Source organism: Paraburkholderia fungorum, assembly GCF_902833645.1.
GTDB classification, from domain to species: domain Bacteria; phylum Pseudomonadota; class Gammaproteobacteria; order Burkholderiales; family Burkholderiaceae; genus Paraburkholderia; species Paraburkholderia fungorum.
This window is the reverse complement of the sequence record NZ_CADFGE010000006.1, coordinates 328,628-351,632: the sequence shown is the minus strand read 5'-3', so window position 1 is coordinate 351,632 and position 23,005 is coordinate 328,628. Positions and strand designations below refer to the sequence as shown.

Annotated in this window: 21 protein-coding genes; 10 read left to right on the top strand and 11 right to left on the bottom strand. The window is 64.5% G+C overall.

The features are described from left to right. Positions 1-14: 14 nt before the first annotated feature. Positions 15-653, bottom strand: a complete 639-nt coding sequence (locus HWX91_RS20865) for a CGNR zinc finger domain-containing protein (protein WP_028198697.1) — start codon at positions 651-653, stop codon at positions 15-17. 177 nt (positions 654-830) lie between these two features. Between HWX91_RS20865 and HWX91_RS20860 the strand changes: the two genes are divergently transcribed. From HWX91_RS20860 to HWX91_RS20850, 3 genes are all read left to right on the top strand, one after another. Next, a complete protein-coding gene (locus tag HWX91_RS20860) occupies positions 831-1,529 on the top strand; it encodes an alpha/beta fold hydrolase (RefSeq protein WP_028198696.1) in 699 nt (232 codons plus the stop codon). A 77-nt stretch (positions 1,530-1,606) separates the two neighbouring features. After that, entirely contained in the window at positions 1,607-2,461 is an 855-nt protein-coding gene (locus tag HWX91_RS20855) for an alpha/beta fold hydrolase (RefSeq protein ID WP_028198695.1), read from the top strand. A gap of 324 nt (positions 2,462-2,785) precedes the next feature. Beyond that, a complete protein-coding gene (locus HWX91_RS20850; RefSeq protein WP_028198694.1) occupies positions 2,786-3,169 on the top strand; it encodes a hypothetical protein in 384 nt (127 codons plus the stop codon). A 177-nt stretch (positions 3,170-3,346) separates the two neighbouring features. Here HWX91_RS20850 and HWX91_RS20845 read toward each other — a convergent pair whose 3' ends face one another. Further along, the gene (locus HWX91_RS20845) at positions 3,347-4,282 is read right to left on the bottom strand and encodes a LysR family transcriptional regulator (RefSeq protein ID WP_028198693.1); all 936 of its coding nucleotides are present in this window, start codon (positions 4,280-4,282) and stop codon (positions 3,347-3,349) included. Positions 4,283-4,398: 116 nt separating this feature from the next. On the opposite strand from HWX91_RS20845, the gene HWX91_RS20840 reads away from it, so the two are divergent. Then, on the top strand, positions 4,399-5,256 hold the full coding sequence (locus HWX91_RS20840) for an oxidoreductase (protein ID WP_028198692.1): 858 nt from the start codon (positions 4,399-4,401) through the stop codon (positions 5,254-5,256). A gap of 37 nt (positions 5,257-5,293) precedes the next feature. On the opposite strand, the gene HWX91_RS20835 is transcribed toward HWX91_RS20840, so the two are convergent. Next, positions 5,294-5,953, bottom strand: a complete 660-nt coding sequence (locus HWX91_RS20835; RefSeq protein ID WP_028198691.1) for an NADPH-dependent F420 reductase — start codon at positions 5,951-5,953, stop codon at positions 5,294-5,296. A 133-nt stretch (positions 5,954-6,086) separates the two neighbouring features. Here HWX91_RS20835 and HWX91_RS20830 point away from each other — a divergent pair, with 133 nt between their 5' ends. The 5 genes from HWX91_RS20830 to HWX91_RS20810 all read left to right on the top strand — a co-directional run bounded on the left by HWX91_RS20830 (position 6,087) and on the right by HWX91_RS20810 (position 13,575). Then, positions 6,087-6,983: a LysR family transcriptional regulator gene (locus HWX91_RS20830; protein ID WP_028198690.1), complete on the top strand. Its 897-nt coding sequence runs from the start codon at positions 6,087-6,089 to the stop codon at positions 6,981-6,983. 306 nt (positions 6,984-7,289) lie between these two features. Continuing rightward, on the top strand, positions 7,290-7,886 hold the full coding sequence (locus HWX91_RS20825) for a DUF2760 domain-containing protein (RefSeq protein WP_028198689.1): 597 nt from the start codon (positions 7,290-7,292) through the stop codon (positions 7,884-7,886). Continuing rightward, positions 7,883-9,733 carry an Hsp70 family protein gene (locus HWX91_RS20820; RefSeq protein ID WP_028198688.1) on the top strand — a complete coding sequence of 617 codons (1,851 nt, stop codon included), beginning with the start codon at positions 7,883-7,885 and terminating at the stop codon, positions 9,731-9,733. Before HWX91_RS20825 ends, HWX91_RS20820 begins: the two co-directional genes overlap by 4 nt. Next, positions 9,730-12,612, top strand: a complete 2,883-nt coding sequence (locus HWX91_RS20815; protein WP_028198687.1) for an Hsp70 family protein — start codon at positions 9,730-9,732, stop codon at positions 12,610-12,612. Before HWX91_RS20820 ends, HWX91_RS20815 begins: the two co-directional genes overlap by 4 nt. 36 nt (positions 12,613-12,648) lie before the next feature. After that, positions 12,649-13,575, top strand: a complete 927-nt coding sequence (locus HWX91_RS20810; protein WP_028198686.1) for a LysR family transcriptional regulator — start codon at positions 12,649-12,651, stop codon at positions 13,573-13,575. A gap of 65 nt (positions 13,576-13,640) precedes the next feature. Here the strand turns inward: HWX91_RS20810 and HWX91_RS20805 are convergent, their stop codons facing one another. The 8 genes from HWX91_RS20805 to HWX91_RS20770 form a co-directional block, all read right to left on the bottom strand. Beyond that, positions 13,641-14,288 carry a glutathione S-transferase family protein gene (locus tag HWX91_RS20805; protein WP_028198685.1) on the bottom strand — a complete coding sequence of 216 codons (648 nt, stop codon included), beginning with the start codon at positions 14,286-14,288 and terminating at the stop codon, positions 13,641-13,643. Positions 14,289-14,295: 7 nt separating this feature from the next. Beyond that, positions 14,296-15,528 carry a Rieske 2Fe-2S domain-containing protein gene (locus tag HWX91_RS20800; protein WP_081833190.1) on the bottom strand — a complete coding sequence of 411 codons (1,233 nt, stop codon included), beginning with the start codon at positions 15,526-15,528 and terminating at the stop codon, positions 14,296-14,298. Next, complete coding sequence (locus HWX91_RS20795) at positions 15,506-16,444, bottom strand: aromatic ring-hydroxylating oxygenase subunit alpha (protein ID WP_081833189.1); 939 nt, start codon at positions 16,442-16,444, stop codon at positions 15,506-15,508. The genes HWX91_RS20800 and HWX91_RS20795 overlap by 23 nt, the downstream gene beginning before the upstream one ends. Before the next feature lie 13 nt (positions 16,445-16,457). Further along, entirely contained in the window at positions 16,458-17,564 is a 1,107-nt protein-coding gene (locus HWX91_RS20790; RefSeq protein ID WP_028198683.1) for a BMP family ABC transporter substrate-binding protein, read from the bottom strand. Further along, a complete protein-coding gene (locus HWX91_RS20785) occupies positions 17,561-18,424 on the bottom strand; it encodes an alpha/beta fold hydrolase (RefSeq protein WP_028198682.1) in 864 nt (287 codons plus the stop codon). The genes HWX91_RS20790 and HWX91_RS20785 overlap by 4 nt, the downstream gene beginning before the upstream one ends. Beyond that, entirely contained in the window at positions 18,421-19,398 is a 978-nt protein-coding gene (locus tag HWX91_RS20780) for an isopenicillin N synthase family dioxygenase (RefSeq protein WP_028198681.1), read from the bottom strand. Before HWX91_RS20780 ends, HWX91_RS20785 begins: the two co-directional genes overlap by 4 nt. Before the next feature lie 198 nt (positions 19,399-19,596). Beyond that, complete coding sequence (locus HWX91_RS20775; protein WP_042276130.1) at positions 19,597-20,550, bottom strand: LysR family transcriptional regulator; 954 nt, start codon at positions 20,548-20,550, stop codon at positions 19,597-19,599. Between the two features lie 193 nt (positions 20,551-20,743). After that, positions 20,744-21,997: a 2-aminoethylphosphonate--pyruvate transaminase gene (locus tag HWX91_RS20770; protein WP_028198679.1), complete on the bottom strand. Its 1,254-nt coding sequence runs from the start codon at positions 21,995-21,997 to the stop codon at positions 20,744-20,746. Positions 21,998-22,114: 117 nt separating this feature from the next. On the opposite strand from HWX91_RS20770, the gene HWX91_RS20765 reads away from it, so the two are divergent. Continuing rightward, on the top strand, positions 22,115-22,993 hold the full coding sequence (locus HWX91_RS20765) for a LysR substrate-binding domain-containing protein (protein ID WP_028198678.1): 879 nt from the start codon (positions 22,115-22,117) through the stop codon (positions 22,991-22,993). Positions 22,994-23,005 lie beyond the last annotated feature (12 nt).

Here is a 23,005-nt window from a genome sequence, read left to right as displayed (position 1 = left end):
ACCGACCCCGAAGCTTACACCTGAGCGCTGCCCTGTTCCCTGAGCCGCTTGCGGTGAGCCGCAACCTTCGCACGGTTGCCGCACATCGCCATGCTGCACCAACGACGCGCGTGACCGCGCGTGTGATCCGCAAACATCAACGTGCATCTGGGGCCTTCGCACGCTTTCACGTAGGTGAAATCCTCCTCGCATACCAGCCTCGCCAACACCTCGGCGATCGGCATCAGTAGCGACTCGGGCGATTGCCAGCGGCGGCTCGCGCGCAACTCAAAGCGCGTCGCACCGTCCGATGCGTTCGTCACGATTTCGCCGTGCTGGTGATCCTGCGCGAGCAACTGATTCAAGGGCTCGATCTCACGCAAATCTTTGGCAGCCAGCGGCCGTCCCATCCGCTTCTGGACAAAACCCCTGAACCATTCGCGCAGTTCGCGCGCGCGCGCCGCCAGCGCATCGAGTTCGGCCGCGCTCGACTGGCTGCGCATCGCCTCGAGGACAGTGCGGGGCACTAGCGCCGCCTGGTCCAGCCAGGCAAGCAAGCCTTCGCCGTCGCTGATCCAGTCGACGGCTTCATCGACAGGCGTAGCAATCGAGTTCAGGAAATCGAGGCCCGGCGCGTCGGCCACCAGTATCGCGGGAGTCTGACGGTAGTCCATTTCTCATGACGGATGTGAGGTGACGATGATCGCATCGTAACCACTAAAAATGCACTTGACAAGTTACATCGTTCGTTTGTAACCTCTAAATAACTATTTATCAGGTTACACGGCACGCACACCAACCGGGTGCGCATGCGTACCAGGCAGCACCCAGATCCATCAAAGGAGCGAGAAATGTCGATCGGCAATGTGAGCGCGGTGCTGGTGCACGGCGCGTGGGCTGATGGCTCAAGCTGGAGCAAGGTGATTGAACGCCTGAAGGCAAACGGCATACACGCGGTAGCGGCCCCCTTACCGCTCAGTGCTTTGCACGAGGACGTGGCGGCCCTCGATAGAACGCTGGAGCGCATCGACGGTCCGGTTGTTGTCGCGGGGCATGCCTACGCCGGCGCGGTGATCGGCGCGACGCGCGCCGACAACGTCAAGGCGCTCGTCTATATCGCCGCCCTTGCGCCTGCCGAGGGCGAAACGGTGAGCGACGTGTTCTATCGTGGTGAAGCGCACCCGCTGGCACCCAAACTCGCGCCGGATCGGCACGGCCAGATATGGTTGCCGGAAGAAGCGTTCGCAGCCGCGTTCGCACAGCACGCGAGCGTGCAGGAGTTGGCCGTGCTTAGCGCGGTTCAACGTCCCATTTCGGTTTCATGCATTGGCGAGACGCTCGGGCGTCCACTCTGGAAGGACCGGCCGAGCTGGTTCCTGAGCGCCGGGCAGGACCGGATGATCAATCCCGACACGCAACATTTCATGGCACAGCGCATGAACGCGCGCGTGCATTCACACGAGGTCGATCACACACCGATTGTTACGGCCCCTGACCTCGTTACCGACGTCATCGTCGAAGCGGTCCAGGCCGCCTCGGCCTCCCTATAGGCTCGTTAGGAATACCTAAAACCGATCGCACCTACAGGCTCTCGCCGCCCGTCATTTCCCAAATCAGGAGTTAAGCCATGTCATCCATTGCCAATCGTTATGCCGACGTCAACGGCGTCAAGGTGTTCTATCGCGAAGCGGGTCGTTCGAACGCACCGAAACTGTTACTTCTGCATGGCTTTCCGAGTTCGAGCCACATGTTTCGGGACCTGATCCCCCTGCTTGCCGAGCGCTTCCATATCATCGCGCCCGATCTGCCAGGGTTTGGCCAGTCGGACATGCCGGCACGCAGCGCTTTTGCCTACACATTCGGCAACATCGCCAACGTGATCGAAGGCTTCACCGAGCAGATCGGTTTCGATCGCTTTGCCATGTACGTATTCGACTACGGCGCGCCCACCGGCTTTCGGCTTGCGCTCCGGCACCCTGAGCGGATTACCGCGATCATCTCGCAGAACGGCAACGCGTACGAAGAAGGTTTGAGCGACGGCTGGAATCCGATCCGCGCATATTGGCAGGATCCTTCGCACGCCAATCGCGAGGCTCTTCGCAGCATGCTGACGCACGAATCGACCAAGTGGCAATACACGCATGGCGTACCGGACACGAGTTCCGTGTCGCCGGACGGCTACTCGCTCGACGAGTTCTATTTGAACCGCCCGGGCGCCGACGAGATCCAGCTCGATCTGTTCGGAGACTACCGGAACAATGTCGCGTTGTACCCGGCATTCCAGCAGTATTTCCGCACTCATCAGCCCCGTTTCCTTGCCGTGTGGGGAAAAAACGATCCGTTTTTCCTGCCGCCCGGCGCCGAGGCATTCAAGCGCGACATACCGAACGCCGAGGTGCGTTTCTTCGATACCGGACACTTCGCGCTGGAGACTCACGCGGCGGAGATCGCGGCGGCAATAGCCGGATTTCTGGTCCACTGACCGGCAAAGACAGCATCGCGGTCGTTCATGGGATGCGCCGCTCAAACGGCGCGTCCGCGAGCTAAAGGAGAAGGGAAATGTCCAGCAAGGTAGCTATCGTGACAGGCGCGAGCCAGGGTATCGGCCGTTCGACCGCCATCAGGTTAGCGAGCGGCACGACGAAGCGTCACGAAGAACCCGTTCTGATTTCAGGCTAACAGGAATATCAGGAACAACTGAGCGAGAGAAAAGACCATGGAAAGCGCCGTGCTTTGGCACCCGCTGCCAGCCCCGGCGAATTTGTGTAAGCTCATCTACGCTTTTATCGTCCAGGATCTTGCGCCCATGCCCTCTTCCATCCGCAACTCGCTCCTCTGGATCTTCGACGCGTTCGAGCGCGATCCAACCTACATCAGCAAGCGGATGTTCGGCAGCGATGCCGCTTATATCGACGGCCTGCTGTGTCTGATCGCCGCCGATCGCGACAAGCCGTGGAATGGTTTGCTGGTCTGCACGTCGCATGAGCGGCAAGCCGCGCTGATCGAGGAAGTACCTGCTCTACGGCCACACCCGGTGCTCGGCAAATGGCTTTATGTCCCGCAAGACGATCCGGCATTTGAAACCGTCGTGGACAAAATGACGGCACTGGTGCTCGCGCGCGATCCGCGTATCGGCGTCGAACCAAAGCCGCGCAAACGCCGCGGAGCGTCCACGTTGCCAAAGACGTAACGAACATCCGCTCGTACGCAGCCGCTCGGCAAGCCGTACATGATGCGACGACACCTCACCGTCAAAAAAAAGGTCGCGGTACGCGAGCTTGCACCGAAGAAATACGCACGACTGTATTTCTGCCATGAGCAAACCATCATTCGTGTCTAGCGCTATTTTGACGACCGGAAGACCCGCTCACCGCGCGGCGCGAAGCTCGGCTGGCTCGAGGTAGAAATTCGTGTTTCCCGCGAGGCGTTCGACCATGAAGTCGATGAACGTCCTGACTCTCAGCGGCTGCTCGGTTCGATGGCGATAGTAGATGTAGATAGCCTCACGCTGGGTGACGTGCCTGACGAGCAACGGTACAAGCTGGCCCCGCCTGATCGGCGCGGCGGCCGAAAAGCTGCCGAGTTGACCGATTGCAAGTCCGGCCAGCACGGCTTGCGTCTCCGCGTCCGTGTCGTTGACGCATAGGGTCGTCGCGATGTCGCGATAGACAATCTCGTCGCCGATCAGGAATTCCCACGGCGCCTGCTTGCCGGTATTCGCCCTTCGATAGCCGGTGCATCGGTGTGCCCCGAGTTCGTCGATGGTCCGCGGCGCGCCATGTCGCTCGATATAGGCGGGCGATGCACAGACAATCAGTTGAATCGGCAGGAGCCGCCGCGCGATGGTCCCGCCCGAGGGCGGCGAGCCGCCCCGAAAACCGACGTCGGCGCGATCGCCGACAAGATCGGTGAAGAGGTCGTCGAACTGCACGTCTAGCCCCACATTCGGGTGCAATTCGGCAAATTCCATGAAATATGGCCACAGCACGGTATGCGCCATTGCCCTTGGCGCGCTGACCCGCAGTGGCCCGGCAATGTCGTCCTTCGAGCGCCGCGCGTCGTCGAGTGCGGACGACAGTACGGCTAGCGCAGGTTTGACGCTGTCCAGCAGGCCCTGCCCCTCCTCAGTGAGGCTCAGCTTGCGGGTGGTTCGATGGAACAGCCGGACCCCCAACTCCTTTTCCAGTTGCATCACCGCATGGCTCGCGGCCTGCGGCGAGATGCCCTGATCCACGGCTGCCTTGCGCAGACTTCCCAGCGCCGCGGCCCGGACGAATATCGTGATCGCGCGCACTTCGTTCATGGCCATTCGGATTAGCAAATAAAAGTTGATTATCAGTCTACCAATCCATGGCTAGTTTGTGTCAATCGCCGCTTCTATGATTCGTTCACTTTCACTCGAAACGTAGGAGCAACATCATGGTCAGCTCAACAAACAGCGGCTTCAAGCGCGTCTGGTTTATTACCGGTGCATCGCGCGGCCTCGGCGCCCTGATCGCTCAGGCCGCTCTCGCCGACGGCAACGCAGTGGTTGCCACCGGCCGCAATGTCGCGGCGATCGCCGAACGCCTTGGTGACTCGCCGGCGCTCCTGCCGGTGGCGCTGGACGTGACCAACGAAGCTCAGGCGCTAGCTGCGGTTCAAGCCGCGGTGGAGCGATTCGGCCGTATCGACGTGCTGGTCAACAATGCCGGATTCGGTTTGCTGGGTGCGATCGAGGAGTCAAGTGACGCCGACGTGCGCCGCATGTACGACACCAACGTATTCGGCCTGCTGAATATCACGCGCGCGGTTTTGCCGGTGATGCGCGCGCAGCGCTCAGGACAGATCATCAACATGTCGTCGATCGGCGGCTATCGGTCCGTCGCCGGGTTCGGCGCGTATTGTTCGACCAAGTTTGCCGTGGAAGGCTTGACCGAGGCGTTGCACGCCGAACTGAGGCCGCTCGGCATTCACGCCACGGTCGTGGAGCCTGGTTATTTCCGTACCGACTTCCTCGACGCGTCATCGCTTGTGGTCGCCGGGAATGTCATCGCCGACTATGACGAGACCTCGGGCAATGTCCGCCGTCGCGCCGCGAGCCTGAACCACAAGCAGCCAGGCAACCCGGAGAAACTCGCGGCGGCCATGATCGAACTGGTCGATGCACCAACCCCGCCATTGAGGCTGCCGCTTGGCACCGACACGCTGAAGGCCATTGCTGAAAAGAATGCCTACGTGGCGCAGGAAACGGAAACGTGGGCGGCGGTGTCGGCGTCGACTGACTTTCCTGGCTGATCGTCAGCCGATCGACTGAGGGGCGCCGCAGTCCCCCTCAGTGCCGCCACGACCCATGCGCCAACTCCACATCCCGTCTCGCCGCGGCCAATCCTTCAACCATGCCCGCACGATCCAGCGGAATGCAGTAAACCGGCTTCGCCCGTTCGAAACGCCAACTATCGGCGAGCGTTCCGGCATCGACCGGATCGAAGCCGAACTGATCGAGCAGCCCGCTCACGACGTGTTTGGCCTGCTCGTCGTCGCCAGCGAACGGCAGTGCCCGGCGATTCGGTGCATCGGCGGGCTTGCCATCCGTTTCGAGGTCCTTCGCCAGAATCGCATTGAACGCCTTGACTACCTTTGCGCCCGGCAGTTTGGCGGCCAGCATCTGGCTAGTGGTCGTCGAGCCGCTGGCGAGCGCCTCGATCGCGCCGTCGCGGTCGGGATAGTGATTGCACGTGTCGATCACGATCTTGCCGTCGAGCGCCGCAGCCGGTAACGCACCAATGCTGCCGAACGGCACGGCGACAATCACCACGTCGCCGAACTTCGCCGCCTCTTGCGCCGTGCCGAGCGCACAGCCAAGCGCCGCAGCCGTGCTGGTCAGCGTCTGCGGACCCCGGGAGTTGCTGATCATCACTTCGTGACCGGCGCTTTGGGCGAGCGCCGCCATTGCGCGGCCGATAAAGCCGGCGCCGAGTATGCCTATCTTCATGTTTCACACTCCATGTCTATCTGAGGATCGCACCTTTGAGCGCACGCCCATCGGTGAGAAGCACTATGATTCAAAACTTCATCCGGATAAACAGGCGAAATTCGACGGCTGTCGAAATCAGGAGTGGGGAATCATGGATCGTTTGACCAGCATGGCCGTATTCGTGAAAACGGCCGACAGCGGCTCGTTCGCCGCGGCCGCGCTCGCCTTCGGCATCTCCTCGCAGATGGCCGGCAAGCACGTCAGCACGCTCGAAGAACGCGTCGGCGCCCGTTTGCTCAACCGCACCACGCGCCGCCAGAGCCTCACGGAAATCGGCCAGATTTTCTACGAGCGCTGCAAGGCGCTGCTGGCGGACGCCGAAGCGGCCGAATCGGTCGCGCAGGAACTGTCGGCCTCGCCACGCGGGCGTTTGCGCATCACCGCACCGGTGACCTTCGGCACCTGCTGTCTCGCACCGATGATCACGCGTTATCTGAAAGTTCATCCCGAAGTACGGGTCGAGTTGGCGCTGACCGACCGTTTCGTCGATCTGGTCGACGAAGGCGTTGAAGCCGCGATCCGTCTCGGCACGCTGGCGGATTCGTCCCTGATCGCGCGACCCCTGATGCCGTACCGGTTAGTGGCCTGCGCGTCGCCCGGCTATCTGGCCGAGCGCGGCGAGCCGGCCACCCCGCAAGCGCTGGCGGAACACGAATGCCTGAGCTTCGTCTACACGAGCCTGCCGGTCGAGACCGAATGGCGTTTTACCGATGCGCACGGCGAACACGTGGTGCCGATCTCCGGCCGCTTTCAGGCCAACGACGTGAAAGCGCTGCTGGCCGCCGCCCTCCAGGGCGGCGGCGTGATCCTCGCGCCCGAAGTGGCGGTGCGGGACGAACTCGCCGCGGGCCGGCTGGTGCGCCTGCTGAACGGCTACAAAGCGCCCGCGCGACCCATGCATCTGGTGTTTCCGGCCAGCCGCGCCACTCCGAAATTGCGTGCGTTTATCGACCAGGTGGTGGCCGAATTCGGCCCTCACGCCGCCTGATAAGCGTAGCCGGACATTCCTGTCTGGCGCTTTCCGCCATCCGCCAATCTCCACCCATTGAGCGCTAGAATTGCCGGCTTTGCCCGCTTCGGGCGCGCGACAAGGCAAAATACGGGTTTGCGCGGACGAAACGCACCGCAAGAACACCGCAAAACCGGATGAATCAGACCTCGGCGGCTTGCCTGCCGCCGACCCTCGCCATGACGCATGACGACTGCCCAGCAAGCCAGGCCGGCGCGCCGGGCGCGTCGCATGCGGCGCAGCCAGGACAGCTCGTCCTTTAACAGAGCCCCCTCAGGAGCATTCATGACCGATTCGAACCCCTCTTTTCTCGGCAGGATTTCACTTGCCGTGAGTACGTTTTTCAGCATCCTCGGCGACGGCGAATTCGCCGCCGGGGTATTGCGCCTGCGTAATGGTGGCGGCAGGGCCGCCGCGAGCGCCGCACCTGCAACCACGCCTGCTCCCGTCGCGGCACCTGCACCCGCCCCCGCGCCGCAACCCGCACCCACGCTGAAGGAAGCGAGCCCGGACGCCGCGCTCCAGTTGCTCGGCCTGCTGCAACGCGACGCGCGCTTCATCGATTTCGTCGAAGAGGACATCAAGAACTATAGCGACGCCGACATCGGCGCCGCCGCCCGCCTCGTGCACGACGGCTGCCGCGCCACGCTGCGCGAGCATTTCACGATCCGTCCGGTACGCGACGAAGCCGAAGGCAGCCGCGTGACGCTGGCCGAAGGTTTCGACGCCACGTCGGTTCGCCTGACCGGCAACGTCGTCGGCAAGGCGCCGTTCAACGGCAGCATCAGCCACCGTGGCTGGCGGGTCGACGAAGTGCGTCTGCCGAAGCTCAGCGAAAGCCATAACGCCAAGGTAATCGCACCGGCCGAGGTGGAGCTATGAGCGACGCGCGTTTCTCAATCGGTATCGACCTCGGCACGACGCACTGCGCGCTCTCGTACGTCGACACCACCGCCAGCGACGGCGAAAGGACCGCCCAGGGCGTGCTGCCGATCGCCCAGCTCACCGGTCCCGGCGCGATCGACAACCTCGATCTGCTGCCCTCGTTTCTCTACCTGCCGCACCCGGACGAACTCGCTTCGGGCGACCTGTATCTGCCGTGGACCGGCCAGCGCGAATTCGCGGTTGGCGAATTCGCCCGCAGCCGCGGCGCGGCCACGCCGATCCGGCTCGTGTCGAGCGCCAAGAGCTGGTTGTGCCATCCGGGCGTCGACCGTCGCGCGGCGATTCTGCCGAACGACGCGCCGCCTGAAGTCGCGCGCGTGTCGCCGCTCGAAAGCTCGGTGCGCTATCTGACCCACTTGCGCGAAGCATGGGATCACGCGCACCCGGACGCGCCGTTCAGCCAGCAGGACATCACTGTGACGATTCCCGCGTCGTTCGATCCGGCCGCGCGCGAATTGACCGCCGAAGCCGCCGAGGCCGCCGGCTACGGCCGCATGACGCTGCTCGAAGAACCGCAGGCCGCGCTCTATAGCTGGATCCAGAAGAGCGGCGGCCAGTGGCGCAAACAGGTCAAGGTCGGCGACATCATTCTCGTGGTCGACGTGGGCGGCGGCACGACCGACCTCTCGCTGATCGCGGTGATCGAGCGTGAAGGCAATCTCGAACTGCATCGCGTCGCGGTCGGCGAACACATTCTGCTGGGCGGCGACAACATGGACCTCGCGCTCGCCCACGTGGTGGCCCGCAAGCTCGCGGCGCAAGGCACCACCGCCGACGCATGGCAATTGCGCGCCCTCACCTATGCGTGCCGCTCGGCGAAGGAAACGCTGCTCAGCGATCCGTCGACCGATACCGTGCCGCTCGTCGTACCGAGCCGCGGCTCGAAGCTGATCGGCGGTTCGATCCGCACCGAGCTCACGCGCGCGGAGTTGACCCAAACGATTCTCGAAGGCTTCTTCCCGCAAGTGGAGAGCGCGGCGCGTCCGGTGAGCCGCGCGCGTGCCGGTCTGACGCAACTCGGCCTGCCGTATGCGCAGGACGCGGGCATCACGCGGCATCTGGCGGCCTTCCTTGGCCGTCAGGTGGGCGCGCTCGCCGAACTCGACGGTTTGCGCGATCTCGCCACTGCGGAAGGCGCGAGCTTCCTGCATCCCACCGCCGTGCTCTTTAACGGCGGCGTGTTCAAGTCGCCGCTGCTGGTCGAACGGATCATCGGCACGCTCAATGGCTGGCTCGCCGCTGAAGGTGCGCCGCCAGCGCGCCTGCTCGAAGGCGCCGATCTCGATCTCGCCGTTGCGCGCGGCGCGGCCTATTACGGCTACGTACGGCGCGGCCAGGGCGTGCGGATTCGCGGCGGCACCGCGCGCGCGTACTACATCGCGATCGAATCGGCGATGCCGGCCGTCCCCGGTCTCGAGCCGCCGGTGCAGGCGCTGTGCGTCGCACCGTTCGGCATGGAGGAAGGCACCGAGGCCGAATTGCCGGCGCAGGAATTCGGGCTGGTGGTCGGCGAACCGGTGCACTTCCGCTTCTTCGGATCGTCGGTGCGTCGTCAGGATCAGGTGGGCACGCTGCTCGACTTCTGGGGTCCCGAGGAATTGCAGGAACTGGAAGAAATCCAGGCGACGCTGCCGTCCGCCGGCCGCACCGCCGGTGAAGTCGTGCCGGTGAAACTGCATGCGCGCGTGACGGAAGCCGGCACGCTCGAACTCGAAGCCGTGCCGCGCGGCAGCGACGAGCGTTGGAAGGTCGAATTCGACGTGCGCGGCAGCGCCAATGCATGACTGAGATGAAGCGCTACAGCGTCGGCATCGATCTCGGCACCAGCAACACGGTGCTGGCTTACGCCGAAGTGGGCAATCCCGCGGCGGGTTCGCAGGAGATTCGCGTCTTCGAGATCGAGCAGTTGGTCAGTCTCGGCGAAGTGGCCGCGCGGCCGCTGCTGCCTTCGGTGCGGTATCACGCGGCGCCCGGCGAACTGAGCGCGGGTGATCTGCAGTTGCCATGGCGCGCGGCGGCGGGCCCGGACGCCGGCACGCCCGGCCAGACCGATCAGCCCGTCGTGATCGGCCGGCTCGCGCGCACGCTCGGCGGCCAGGTGCCGGGGCGGCTGGTGGCAAGCGCGAAGAGCTGGCTGTCGCACGCGTCGGTGGACCGAGTCGCGCCGATTCTGCCGTGGGGCGCCGCGGACGATGTCCGCAAGGTCTCGCCGGTCGAAGCCAGCGCAAGCTATCTGGCGCATGTGCGGGCGGCCTGGAATCAGCGCTTTCCAGACGCACCGCTCGAAGCCCAGGACGTCGTGCTGACGGTCCCCGCGTCGTTCGACGAAGGCGCACGCGCGTTGACGGTAGAAGCCGCGCGTCTCGCCGGTCTACCTACCTTAAGGCTGCTGGAAGAACCGCAGGCCGCGTTCTACGACTGGCTGTTTCATCATCGCGAAAGCCTTGCAGCCGAGTTGGCTGACACAAAGCTCGTGTTGATCTGCGACGTCGGCGGCGGCACCACCGACCTCACGCTGATCGAAGTGCGCATGCGCGACAGTGAGCCGGAACTCACGCGCATCGGCGTGGGCAACCATCTGATGCTCGGCGGCGACAACATGGACCTCGCGCTCGCGCATCGGGTCGAGGCGCGTTTGTCTGAGGCCGGCACCGAGCGCACGCGTCTGTCGGCGGCGAGTCTGTCGCAACTGGTCGAACGTTGCCGCGGTGCGAAGGAACAACTGCTCGGGCCGCATGCGCCGGAGTCCGCTTCGATCACCTTGCTTGGCGCGGGCGCGAAGCTGATCGGCGGCGCGCGCACGGTGCAGGTCACGCGCGAGGAAGTCGAGCAGATCATCGTCGACGGATTCTTTCCGGCGGTGGCGTCGCACGAACGGCCCGGCAGACCGCGCGGCGCGATCGTCGAATTCGGCCTACCCTACGCCACCGACCCAGCCGTCACGCGTCATATCGCGGCGTTTCTGAGCCGTTTCGCAGCGCAGTCGCGCAAGGCGCTGGGTTCTGTCGCTAATCCGGTCGATGCCGGTGAAGGTCAGGACGAGTCCTTGCCGATCCCCGACACGCTGCTGCTGAACGGTGGCGTGTTTCGCGCCGAGGCGCTCACGCAGCGACTCGCCAGCACCCTGGGTACATGGCGCGGCGAATCGCTCAACGTGCTGCACAACGACAATCCCGATGTCGCCGTGGCACGCGGCGCGGTCGCCTATGCCCTTGCCCGCAGCGGTCAAGCGCCGAAAATCGGCGGCGGCTCGGCGCGCAGTTACTTTCTCGTGCTCGACGAAACCGCTGACGGAGAGCCCGGCGCCGAAGCGGCGCAACGCGGCATCTGCCTGCTGCCGCGCGGCACCGAAGAAGGCCACGAGATCCGCATCGAGGACCGCACATTCGCACTACGTCTCGGGCACCCGGTGCGCTTTCACCTGGCCTCGTCAAGCGCGGACACGATCTATCGGCCCGGCGAACTGACCGATCTTGCGCAAGGCGATTTCGTCCGACTGCCCCCTATCGCGACGATCGTGCAAACGCGCGGCGCGAATCCGGCGCGTGGCGAAACCGCGGTACAGATCGCCACCTCGCTTACCGAAGTGGGCACGCTCGAGGTGCACTGCATCGAACTCGACAATCCGGCGCAACGCTGGCTGCTCGAATTCCAGTTGCGCCGCGAAGACGCCCAGGTCAACCTCCCGGCGGACCCGGCACACGCCCGGCACCCCGCGCTCGACGAAGCGATCGACCATATCGACCGATGCTTCGGCTCCCGCGCGCAAAAGGTCGACCCCAAGGAAGTCAAACGTCTGCGCTCGCAGCTCGAACAACTGCTAGGCCCGCGCGAAGCCTGGAACAGCGCGCTGCTGCGCGAACTGTTTGGTGCGCTATGGGAGCGCGCGCGCCGCCGACGGCGCTCGGCAGACCATGAGCGCTTGTGGTTGAACCTGGCCGGCTATTGCGTACGGCCGGGTTTCGGCTATCCGCTCGACGAATGGCGTGTCGAACAACTCTGGTCGCTGTTCGACGACGGCATTCAGTACGTCAACGAAGGCCAGGTCTGGTCGGAGTGGTGGACGCTATGGCGCCGCGCGGCGGGCGGCCTCGACGAAAGTGCGCAACTGCGCGTGCTCGACGCGATGGCCTATCTGCAAACAGCCGCGCAATCGCGCCACAAGTTGCCGTTCGACGTGTCGAAGACCGGCTTCACCGACATGCTTAGGCTGAGCGCGTCGCTCGAACGGATTCCGGTCGAACGCAAGATCGAGCTCGGCGAATCGGTGCTCACGCGCTTAAAAAAGCCCACGGAAAATCACCAGAGCTGGTGGGCAGTCGGCCGCATCGGTGCGCGGCGGCCCTTCTATGGCAGCGCGCATAGCGTCGTGCCACCGGACATCGCAGCACAATGGCTGGACGCGATTCTGGCGCTCGACTGGAAGAAGGTCGACCCCGCGGCATTCGCCGCCGTGCAGCTCTCCCGCATGACCGGCGACCGTTCGCGCGACCTGCCCGAGCCGTTGCGCCAAACGGTGTTGCGCAGGCTCGAAGCGGCCAATGCGCCGCGCGCATGGATCACGATGGTCAGCGAAACCGTGGAACTCGACGACGCCGACGAAGGCCGCGTATTCGGCGAATCGTTGCCTGCGGGGCTGAAGCTGATCGCAGCAGCGCCGTGACGATCGCGTCTCAACCCACACGTACTACGCATCGACATGATCAATCTGTTTCAGGCCATGCAGGCTTTCGTCAAGGTTGCCGACGCGGGCAGTTTCGCGCAAGCCGCGGAGCAACTCAGTGTCTCGACCTCGGTTATCACGCGCCATGTGTCGAGCCTCGAAAAACATCTTGGTATCCGCCTGCTTCAGCGCACCACGCGCAAAGTCGTGCTGACTGAAGCCGGCGCGGATTATGCCGACGGTTGCCGGGTCGTGCTGGCGGAACTCGAAGAGGTCGAATCGCGTGCCACCACGACGTCGAAAGAAGTGGCGGGCGATCTGCGGATCGTGGCGTTGGGCAGCTTTTCGCTGTTCCGGCTCACACCGCTTTTTGCGGAGTACCAGGCAAAATTTCCGCACGTGAATCTGCGTGTCACGCTCACCGAAAAACGCGTCGATTTGCTCGAAGGCGGTTTCGACGTGGGCATCGTGACCGAACACATGATCCGCTCGGAATCGCTGGTGGCGCGCCGCCTCATCAATTCGCACGTGGTGCCGGTGGCGGCCGCCGCGTATCTGGCCGAAGCCGGTTATCCGGCGACCCCGGCCGATCTCGCGCGGCACCGGGTGATCGCCGCATCGCTCGACGCCAGTCCGCAGACCTGGGTATTCAGCAACAAGCGCGATGGTGACGACAGCAACAACGGCAGCCATGGCAGCGAGGAAAGCATCACGCTCGATGCGTCGTTCACGGTCAACAGCATGATCATGCAGAAGCAGGCCACGCTCGGCGCAATGGGTATCGCGCTGCTTCCCCTCGAAATGGTCAGCGACGAACTGCGCGCCGGCACCCTCGTGCAAATCCTCGGCGAATACACGGTGCTCAATGGCGACGTGGCGGTCTCGCTGGTTTATCCAAGCCGCGAATTCGTGCCGCGCAAGATCCGCGAATTCATCGATCTCGCCGTCGGCTATTTCAAGTGACGCGAGAGACGCCAATTTCCTGCGTGCTGGATTGAACGCATGGGTGGCCTACATCCGCACTGTTCTCACAGCGCGGCGTAGACCCCGGCCATCGTCGTGAATCCCGCCAGGCGCTTGATGCGCGTGCTCCAGCGCCGGAGCGCCGGATAGTCGATCGATTCGATCCCGGCTTCGTCGAGCAGCGCTACCGGCACGAAGCAGGCGACATCCGCCACCGTAGGGGCTTCAGTCGCGCAGACAAAAGGCGTACCGCCTGCCTCATTGAACCAGCAGCGCTCGTCGAGGATGCGCAACAGCTTTCTCGCTTTGTGGCGCGCCGCATCGTCGTTAAGCGGCGCACCGTGCAGCACGTGCGTACGCATCGGAAAAATCACGCCGCTCAATTGCGCGGCGAAGCCGAGCCATGTCTGAACGTACGCGAGTTGAAGCGGATCGTCGAGCGGCAGCCAGTGCGCTGCGCCGCCCGAGTCCGTGCCGCCGTAACGCCGCGCCAGATAGACGAGGATCGCGTGGGCATCGTGCAGCAACGCGCCCTGCGCTTCGAGCAGCGGCAGGGTACCGAGCGGATTCATCGCCAGAAAATCCGGCGCGGCGTTCTGCCTTGACGGGTAGAGTTCGATCCGTGCTCTTTCGTAAGGCACGCCGAGCAAGCCGAGCATCAGCCGGACCTTGTAGCTTTCGCCGCACAACTCGTCATCGTGGAGTTTGAGCATGACGGCCTCACAGATCCAGGGTCAACGTGCCGGTCGCCGCACGCGAGACGCAGACCAGCATGCAATCGCCCGCGGCCCGCTCCTGCGGCGTCAGAAAATCGTCGCGATGCAGCGGCGTTCCTTCGATCACCCGCGTGCGGCACGTGCCGCATACGCCCTGCTCGCATGAACTCGGCACGTCGATGCCGTGATTGCGCAAAGTCTGCAAGACGGTGACGCCGGCGGCAACTTTGAGCGTGCGCCTGCTGCGCGAAAGATAGAGATCGAAGGCGCGATCCGTCATGTCAGGATTCACCGGAGAACGCTTTTCACCGGAGAGCCCCGGCGCGCCGACCGGCTTCGACAATGAACGTTGAAGCATGACCGGCTGCGCGGGCGACAACGTTTGAGGCACGCAAAGCGGCAACCGATCGGCAAGCGCCTCGCCCGATAGCGCCTCACGCTGGTCGAACTGCCGCTCCAACGCATCGCGCAACACGTTGAGCCTTTGCTGATGATGCCGCTGCACGCTCAGGCGTTCGGCCGCGGCAAACGGCCCGAGCGCGACGCCATGCAGATACGTCCGCCCGGCGCGCGCCGGTTGCACCAAGAACACCACACGCTGCCCGGCGTCGTCCAGTTGCTCGATCATCACCGCGTGCGGCGCGACGTCGAACGTCACGCATCCGCTTGCCTGCCATGGATCGAAGCGTGCATGGTCGAAGCAATATCCAGCGAGCGCATGCTGCACGGCTTCGCCGGGGGCTTCGATCGCGACAGTGCGCAAGCGGACTGAACGAACTTGAGATCGCGCATCCGCGTCTTCGCTCGCCGCGAGGCTCGCGTCATGCTCAAGCTCCTCGATCGGCGCGAATGGAGGCACTTCGTCAGCCGGTGCGAGACAGGTCCACACGAAGCCGTAATGCACTTCCACCGGCCACGTCTTCACCGCGACCGCCGGTGCTGCCGCATCCGGGTGCGCCGGCACGAAGCGGCAGGCGCCGCTGCCGGAACTGAACTGCCAGCCGTGATACTGACACTGCAGCGCTTCGCCACGATGGTGCCCGAGCGACAAACGCACGCCGCGATGCGGACAACGGTTTTCCCATACGTTGAAGGTGCCGTCGCCGGCCCGCCACACCACGAGTTCGCGGCCGAGCAGTTCGGTGTGATAGATCGCCCGATCGCCGAGTTGATCGACGTCGCACAGCGCAAACCACGCGCGTTCAATGCGCTCTTCAGCGGCCATGAGTCGTCCCATAGGTGACCCGCTGAGCCGAGAGCCAGCGGCGGTAGGCGACCGACATCGCGTCGGCGCGCACCGGATGTTCGTCGCCCGTGCCGAGCGGCAAGCGTTTGGGCACCTGATTGACCAGAATCTTGATGTCCTGCGCGAAGATGGTTTGCTGGAAGCCACGCAATTCGCTGTCACTGCTGGCGTCGTCGAGATAACTCATGACGGTGTGCGCGACACACCACTCTTCGTCGACCGGTTGCACGAACAGCGCGATCACGTCGAAGCGTTCGGGCTGCGGCGGACAGGTCTTGTACAGAATCGCGCTGTACGGCCGCGCCACGCGGTACACATAGCGCACCTCGAGCGCGGCGCCGGCGGTCATCGCGGCGCGTGGCTGATAGAAGCGGCAGTCGTGCGCATACAGTTCGTCGTTGAGCTCGTCCCGCTCGATGCGGTATGGCGCCACTTCGGTGTACGGCTCCACGCCGAGATAGCCGGTATGCACGAACGGAAAATGTCCCATGTCGAGAAAATTTTCGACGGCCCGCAACCCGCTCACATGCACGCGAAACGCGCCGGCATGCAGCAGACGCCGATCGGGCTCGTCGGCTTCGGGAATCGCGAGAATGTCGCGGCGCGGCTCGCCGGCACACACCCATAACACGCCATAGCGCGCCTGCGCATGGCACGGCGTTTGATCGTCGAGACGCCAGACGCGGTAGCTGTCTTGCGGCCGCGCCCCAGCCTGCGGCAGCGCGAGCATACCGATATCGACGCCGAGCAGACGTGTGCGGGTCACGGCGTTCGAGCCGCCGGCGGCCCGCGCGGCGTCGAGCGCATCGAGCGCGGCCACCGGATGCCAGTCATTCCAGATCACCTCGTCGATCGTCGCGCCGTTCATTGCTTCGCCTGCCGTACTCGCCATCGTCGCCATGCCCATAGCCCTTGCTCCGTCATTGCGCGATGCTGCCCTGCACACCGTCGACGAACCAGTTTATACGGTTCGTCTCGTCCGCGGACAGCGTGGCGCCGGCAGCCACCCGCACCTTGCCGCTCTGGTCCTTCAGCGGCCCGGCGAACGGATCGAGGCGGCCGGCGACCAGCGCGGCGCGTTTTTCGGCGAGCGCACGCTGCGCATCCGCCGGCACCGCCGTCGTATTCACGTTCACCAGATCGGTGATGCCTTCCTTGACGCCCCAATAGACCGGCTTGTTAGTCCACGTGCCACGGCGCACTTCGTCGATCACTTTGCTGTAGTAGATACCCCAGTCGTAGGCGACCGAACCCAGATGCGCATGCGGACCCCAGCGACTCATATCCGAATCCCAGCCGAATGCGTGGACCTTGTGCTGTTCGGCCACAGCCATCGTCGCGGTGGAATCGGTGTTCTGCATCAGCACGTCGGCGCCGAGTCCGACCAGCGTTTCCGCCGCCTGACGCTCCTTGCCCGGATCGAACCAACTGCTGATCCACACGACCTTCACGACCGTTTGCGGTGCGACCGAACGCGCGCCGAGCGCGAACGCATCGATATTGCGCACGACTTCCGGAATCGGCACCGAGCCGACGAAACCGAGCACATGCGACTTCGATACGTACCCGGCGACCACCCCGGCGAGGTACGCCGACTCATACACCTTGCCGTTGAAGTTGCCGAGGTTAGGCGCGCTCTTGTAGCCAGAGCAATGCAGGAACACCGTGTCGGGATAGTCGCGCGCGACTTTCATCATCGAATCCATATAACCGAACGATGTGCCGATCACGATCTTGTCGCCCTTCGCCGCGCGGTCGCGGAACACGCGGGCGGCGTCGGCGTTTTCGGGGACGTCGTCGACGCGCGTCACCTTGATCTGGTCGCCGAACTGCTTCTGCGCGGCGCTAATGCCGAGGTCGTGCGCGTGGGTCCAACCGGCATCGCCCGGATTGCCGAGGTAGACGATGGAGACGTCGAGCGGCGCGCCGGCAGCGGCAAACGCGTCGGTGTTCAGGGTAGCGAGCGCAACGAGCGAAGCCGCGCTGCCGGCAAGGAGCAAACGGCCGAGACGATTGAGTCGGGTCATGACGAAGTTCCGGTGGTGAACGAAGAGGGACTGGCGGCAGCGCTGGCCGCAGCGGCCGAACCGGCAGCAGGAGAAGCAGGCGCGATACCGATACCGATCCCGCCCAGCGTGTCGCACACCAGCGCCGCCAGTTCGGCCGGCCGCGCCAGTTGCGGCACGTGCCCGCAGTCGATCGAGCGCACGATCGCGCCGGGCACCAGCGCCTGCATCTTGCGTTGCAAGGGCAACAGCACGGAACGGTCGCGCAGCGCTTCGACGTAAATGCGCGGCACGCTGCCAAAACGCTCGGCGCTCAGCGTCGTGACGAGCGCGCGGCCGCTTTCCTGCTGCGGCGTGAGTTTCGCGGCGGCTTGCCGCGCCGCTTGCGGGGGACAATCGTGCAGGAAGATTTCCAGCGCGGCCTCGGGTGGGACGACGGAGGACGAGCCCTCGTCGCGCCATTGCAGATAGGGCGCGATGCCGCCGGCATTCGGCACCTCGGCCGCGCTGGCATCGACGAGCTCCGCGTAGCCCATGCCCGAAGGCAGCATCATCCCCGCGACGTAGACGAGGCACGCGATCCGCTCGGGCAGCGCCTCGGCCAGTTGCGAGGCCGGCACGCCCGCGCCGCTATGCGCAACCACGACGACCGGAGCGTCGAAGGCCGCGAGCGCTTCGGTCAGCGCATCGACATAGATTTGCAGCGAGACTTCGAGACCGGCATCCCGCGCAGGATTTGCGCCGTTGCCCGGCAAGTCGACAGTGCGGGCCCGCCACCCGCGCGCCGCGAGTTCCGGCAGCCAGGCGTCCCACGCCCAACTGCCCTGCCAGGCGCCGTGAATCAGCAGCATGCCTGCTGCCGGCGTGCGGGCGGGCGTCATCCGTAAGTTCTCCGGTAGCACGCCTCGAGATGGCCTGCGACGGTGATGGGGGGGTACTTCGGCGCTTCGCCCTCTACCGCGCAGCCCGGCAAACAGGTCACCACATAGTCCGGGCGCCCGGTAAAGAAAAACGGCATCGAGTAACGTTCGCGACCCGACGCATTCACCACGCGATGCAACGTCGAGCGATAACGGTCGTTGGTCCAGCGCGCGATCAGGTCGCCCAGATTGACGACGAAGGTGCCCGGCAGCGGCGGCACGTGAATCCAGCCGCCGTCGCTGTCCTGCACCTGCAAACCGCCGTTGCCGTCCTGCCACAGCAGCGTCAGGCAGCCAAAGTCGGTATGCGCGCCGCAGCCCTTTTGCTCGGGCATCGCCTGGGCCGGTTGCGGCGGATAGTGCAACAGCCGCAGCGTGCCCATCGCTTCGTCGCAAAACGCGTCGAAATGGTCTTCCGGCAAATCCAGCGACAAAGCGAGGCCGCGCGTCAAACGCGTCGACAGATCGAACAGCGCGGCGAAATAAGCCTCCATGGCCGGGCGAAAAGCCGGCAACTGCCGCGGCCACTGGTTCGGTCCGCAGTTGAAAGCGCGCGCCACGACACGCGGATGATCGAGCGGCAGTTCATTGCCGATGTAAAAACCTTCCTTCAGATCGGGCGGCGTGCCTGCTTCCAGCACCTGGCCGCGTAACGGTTCGTAGCCGCGGTTGCAGAACGACTGCGCCTTGTCGACCTCGCGCTTCTCGGCGTCACTGAGCGCGAAAAAGCGCTCGGCCTCCGCACGCGCGGCGTCGATTAGCGCCGGCTCGATGCCGTGACGAGTGATGTAGAAGAAGCCCTTATCGATGCAGGCGGCGTGGAGCGCCGCGCCCACTGCCGCGCGTTGCAGCGGATCGGCCGATTCGAGCCCGGCCACGTCGATGACGGGCAGGCTCGTGTGCGGCACCGCTTTAGCTGATAGCACTTCGGACATTGCGGCTCCCTTGAACCCGTTTCGACCGAGTGTAGGCCGCGGCAGGCGGTCAAAAAAGCGCATAAAAAAGTGCATGCCGATGCCGTTTCGGCATCAGCACGGCCGTCAGCTTTCGGTTCATGGAGTGGCTCGCGGATCGGCATATGGCATCCACGGCGTGAGGCTCCGTCCCGCGGGTCGACCCCGAGGCGCGTGCCGTCAGACGGACGGTTCGTCGTCTTCCCGAGCGGCGATCGCCTCGGCCAGCAGCCGAACGAACGCGTCCAGCGCCGGCGTCAAGGTGCGCCCGGCACGGGCGTAGGCGCCCAGCTCGGAGACCAGCGCGCGGGGCGTGCGCAGCGGAATATGCACGAGCGTCCCCTCGGCGAGATCACGCTCCAGCCCGAGGCGCGTCTGAAACCCCACGCCGCGCCCGCGGGCCGCCATGCGCCGCATCAGTTCGATCGAATCGCTTTCGAGCACGGTTTGCAGCGGTTTGGCGTAATGGCGGATCAGCGGTTCGAGCAAGCCGCTGATCGACAATTGCGCGTTGCCGAGAATGAGTGGATAGCGCGCGCACTGCGCGAACGTGACGGTTGTTTCGCCGGCGAGCGGATGATCGACGGCGACGATTGCGCCGAGCTGAAAACGCCCGACGGCGAGTTGCTGCAAATCGTCCGTGCGCGGCAGCGAGAACGCGAGGCCAAGGTCGGCATCGCCATCGAGAATCGTGCGGGCAATCGATGCCGAACCGGCGGTATGCACCTGGAAACGGATGGCCGGATAGCGCGTCAGCATCCGTTCGACCAGGTCCGGCAGAAAACTCGAGTTGAGCCCCTCGACCGTGACGATGCCGATCTCGCCGCGACGGATGCCGCGCAGCGCGTCGAGTTCGCTTTCGAAGCGTCGCGCATCCTGCAAGACGGTAATCACATGCCGCGCGAACACCTCGCCCGCGGCCGTCAATGCCAGGCCGGCCGGCAGCCGTTCGAACAGCGGCGTGCCGACTTCGGCCTCGAGCTTCAGCAACTGCCGGTTCACCGCCGACGAGGCCACGTGCAATTGGCGCGCGGCTTCACGGATCGAGCCGCAGCGGCGAATCGCATCGAAATAGCGCAGCGAGCGCGCGTGAATGTGCCATGCGAGGGTATCGACCGCCGTGGTTTTCGACATATCGGTCCGGGTTGTTATTGATTGGGCAAGCCGGGCAAAGCCGACGCAGTTCGGGTCAGGTCGCGCTGACCCTTCCCAAAACAAAAAAGCGTACTGTCTCGCAACAGTACGCCTTTGAAAAGCCGGCAAAAAAACTACTCTCGACAAAACCCGCGCTGCGGCAGCTCAAGGCCGCCCGCACGGCGCACACGGTTCATGCCGCTTCGGCCAGCGTCTTGCGCTCCTCGATCGCCATCGCCGGCGGCGCGGCGTGATCGACGCCCATCGCCTGCAACGACTGCGCGCAGGCCCGCACCACGCGGCGCATCACGCGCTCGTCCACCTGACCGATGCAGCCGATGCGGAAACTGTCCACCACCGTCAGCTTGCCCGGATAGATGATGAAACCCTGCTCCTTCATCAACTCATAGAAGCGCTCGAATTTGAACGACGCATGCGCCGGCGAGAAAAACGTCACGATGATCGGCGAGCGCCAACGCGCGTTCAGCAGCGGCTCGAAACCGAGTTCGCGCATGCCCGCGACCAGCACGTCGCGGTTGTTGGCATAGCGCGCGAGACGTCCGGCCTGGCCGCCTTCGAGCTTGTGCAGACGCAATGCCTCGATGAACGCGGCCACGGTATGCGTCGGCGGCGTAAAGCGCCATTGGCCGGTGCGGTTCATCACGTCCCACTGGTCGTACACGTCGAGCGAGAGCGAATGACTGCGGCCCTTCGCTTCCTGCAACGCGCGCTTGCGGGCGATCACGAAACCGAAACCGGGCACGCCTTCGATGCATTTGTTCGCTGACGACACGAACGCCTCGCACGCAATCCGCTTCACGTCGAGCGGCACCGCGCCGAACGCGCTCATCGAATCGATCAGCAGCTTGCGGCCCTGCTTCGCGGTGGCGGCGGCGATTTCTTCGATCGGATTGAGAATGCCCGAGCTGGTTTCACAATGCACCGCGACCACATGCGTGATACGCGGATCGGCGGCCAGCATGCTTTCGACTTCAGCGCCGCGCGGCGGCAGGTAGTCGCCCTTGTCGAGCACCGTGCAGGCACGGCCGAGATAGCCCAGCGTGGTCGCAATGCGCTTGCCGTATGCACCGTTGGCCAGCACGAGGGCGTGGCCGTCGCGCGGAATCAGGCTGCCGAGCATCGCTTCGACGCAGTAACTGCCGCTGCCCTGGAGCGGCACACAGTCGTACTCGCCCGCGGCGTCGCCCGCGATCTCCAGCAGGCTGCGACGCAGTTCGGCGGTCATGGCGCGGAAATCGCCGTCCCACGAGCCCCAGTCGCGCAGCATCGCCTGTTTGGTCGAGAACGCCGTGGTCAACGGTCCCGGCGTCAGCAGATACGGCTCGCCCATTGCCGGCGCGGCGCAGGTTGAGGCGGAGGGCGTGGCTGAAGGTGCGGCTGAGGGTGTGGTGGTCACTGCCGGTGAGTTGTCGATTGCGCTTGCCATGTTCGGAATCTCCGATATCGCTGTTTCGATGCGTGACACAGTACATAAACCGTGCTCATTGGTAAAATCGATATAATCGATGTAGATATCGCAAAAACTTATCCGAGCGAGGCAGACGTGCAATACGCGCAATTGCGGGCGTTTCATGCGGTCGCGGAACATGGCGGGTTTTCGAAAGCGGCGCAGGCGCTGTCACTCACGCAGCCGGCGGTATCGGATCACGTGAAGCGCCTCGAGCAGGATTACGGCGTCAAACTGTTCGAGCGCGGCCCGCGTGGCGTCGAAACCACCGAACTCGGCCTGCGTCTTTTCAGCGTCACGCGGCAAATGCTCGGGTGCGAGCGCGAAGCGCGGCAACTGCTCGAATCGGCGGGCGGCCTCGAATCCGGTTCACTCTCGCTGGCGGCGGACGCACCCGATCTTGCGGTCGCGCTGATCGGCGCGTTTCGCAAGCTTCATCCGGGAATCGTCGTGACGCTGTCGATCGCCAACGCCGCGGACTGCATGCAGCGCGTGTTGTCGAGCGCGGTCGACGCCGCCATTACCGCCGCGCCGCAAGTGCATAGCCGGCTCGAATCACGCGTGCTGCGGCGCGATCCGCTGGTGGCAATGGTGCCGGCCGGCTATCCGGTGGCGAAGAAACGCCGGTTGAGCTATGCGGAACTCGTGCAACAGCCGATGATTTTTCGCGAGCCGCAATCGGTCACGCAGCAGTTGCTGGAGATCGAACTGGTGCGCGAGTCGTTGCAGGTCGAACCGGTGATGTATGTGGACGGCCGCGAAGCGTTGGAAGAAGCGGTCGCGCAAGGCGTGGGGGTAGGCGTGATCGCGCGCGCCGAATTCAACGAATCGCGGCGCATCAGGATGATTCCGCTCCAGGATTGCCAGGTGCGCATGACCGAATCGCTCACGCGGCTCGCCGGGCGGCCGGGGTCGAATCTGCTGGACGCGTTATTTGCGGTGGAATTGACAGGCGCCGCCGTGGCGGCGCAATAAACCGGTCAGCCG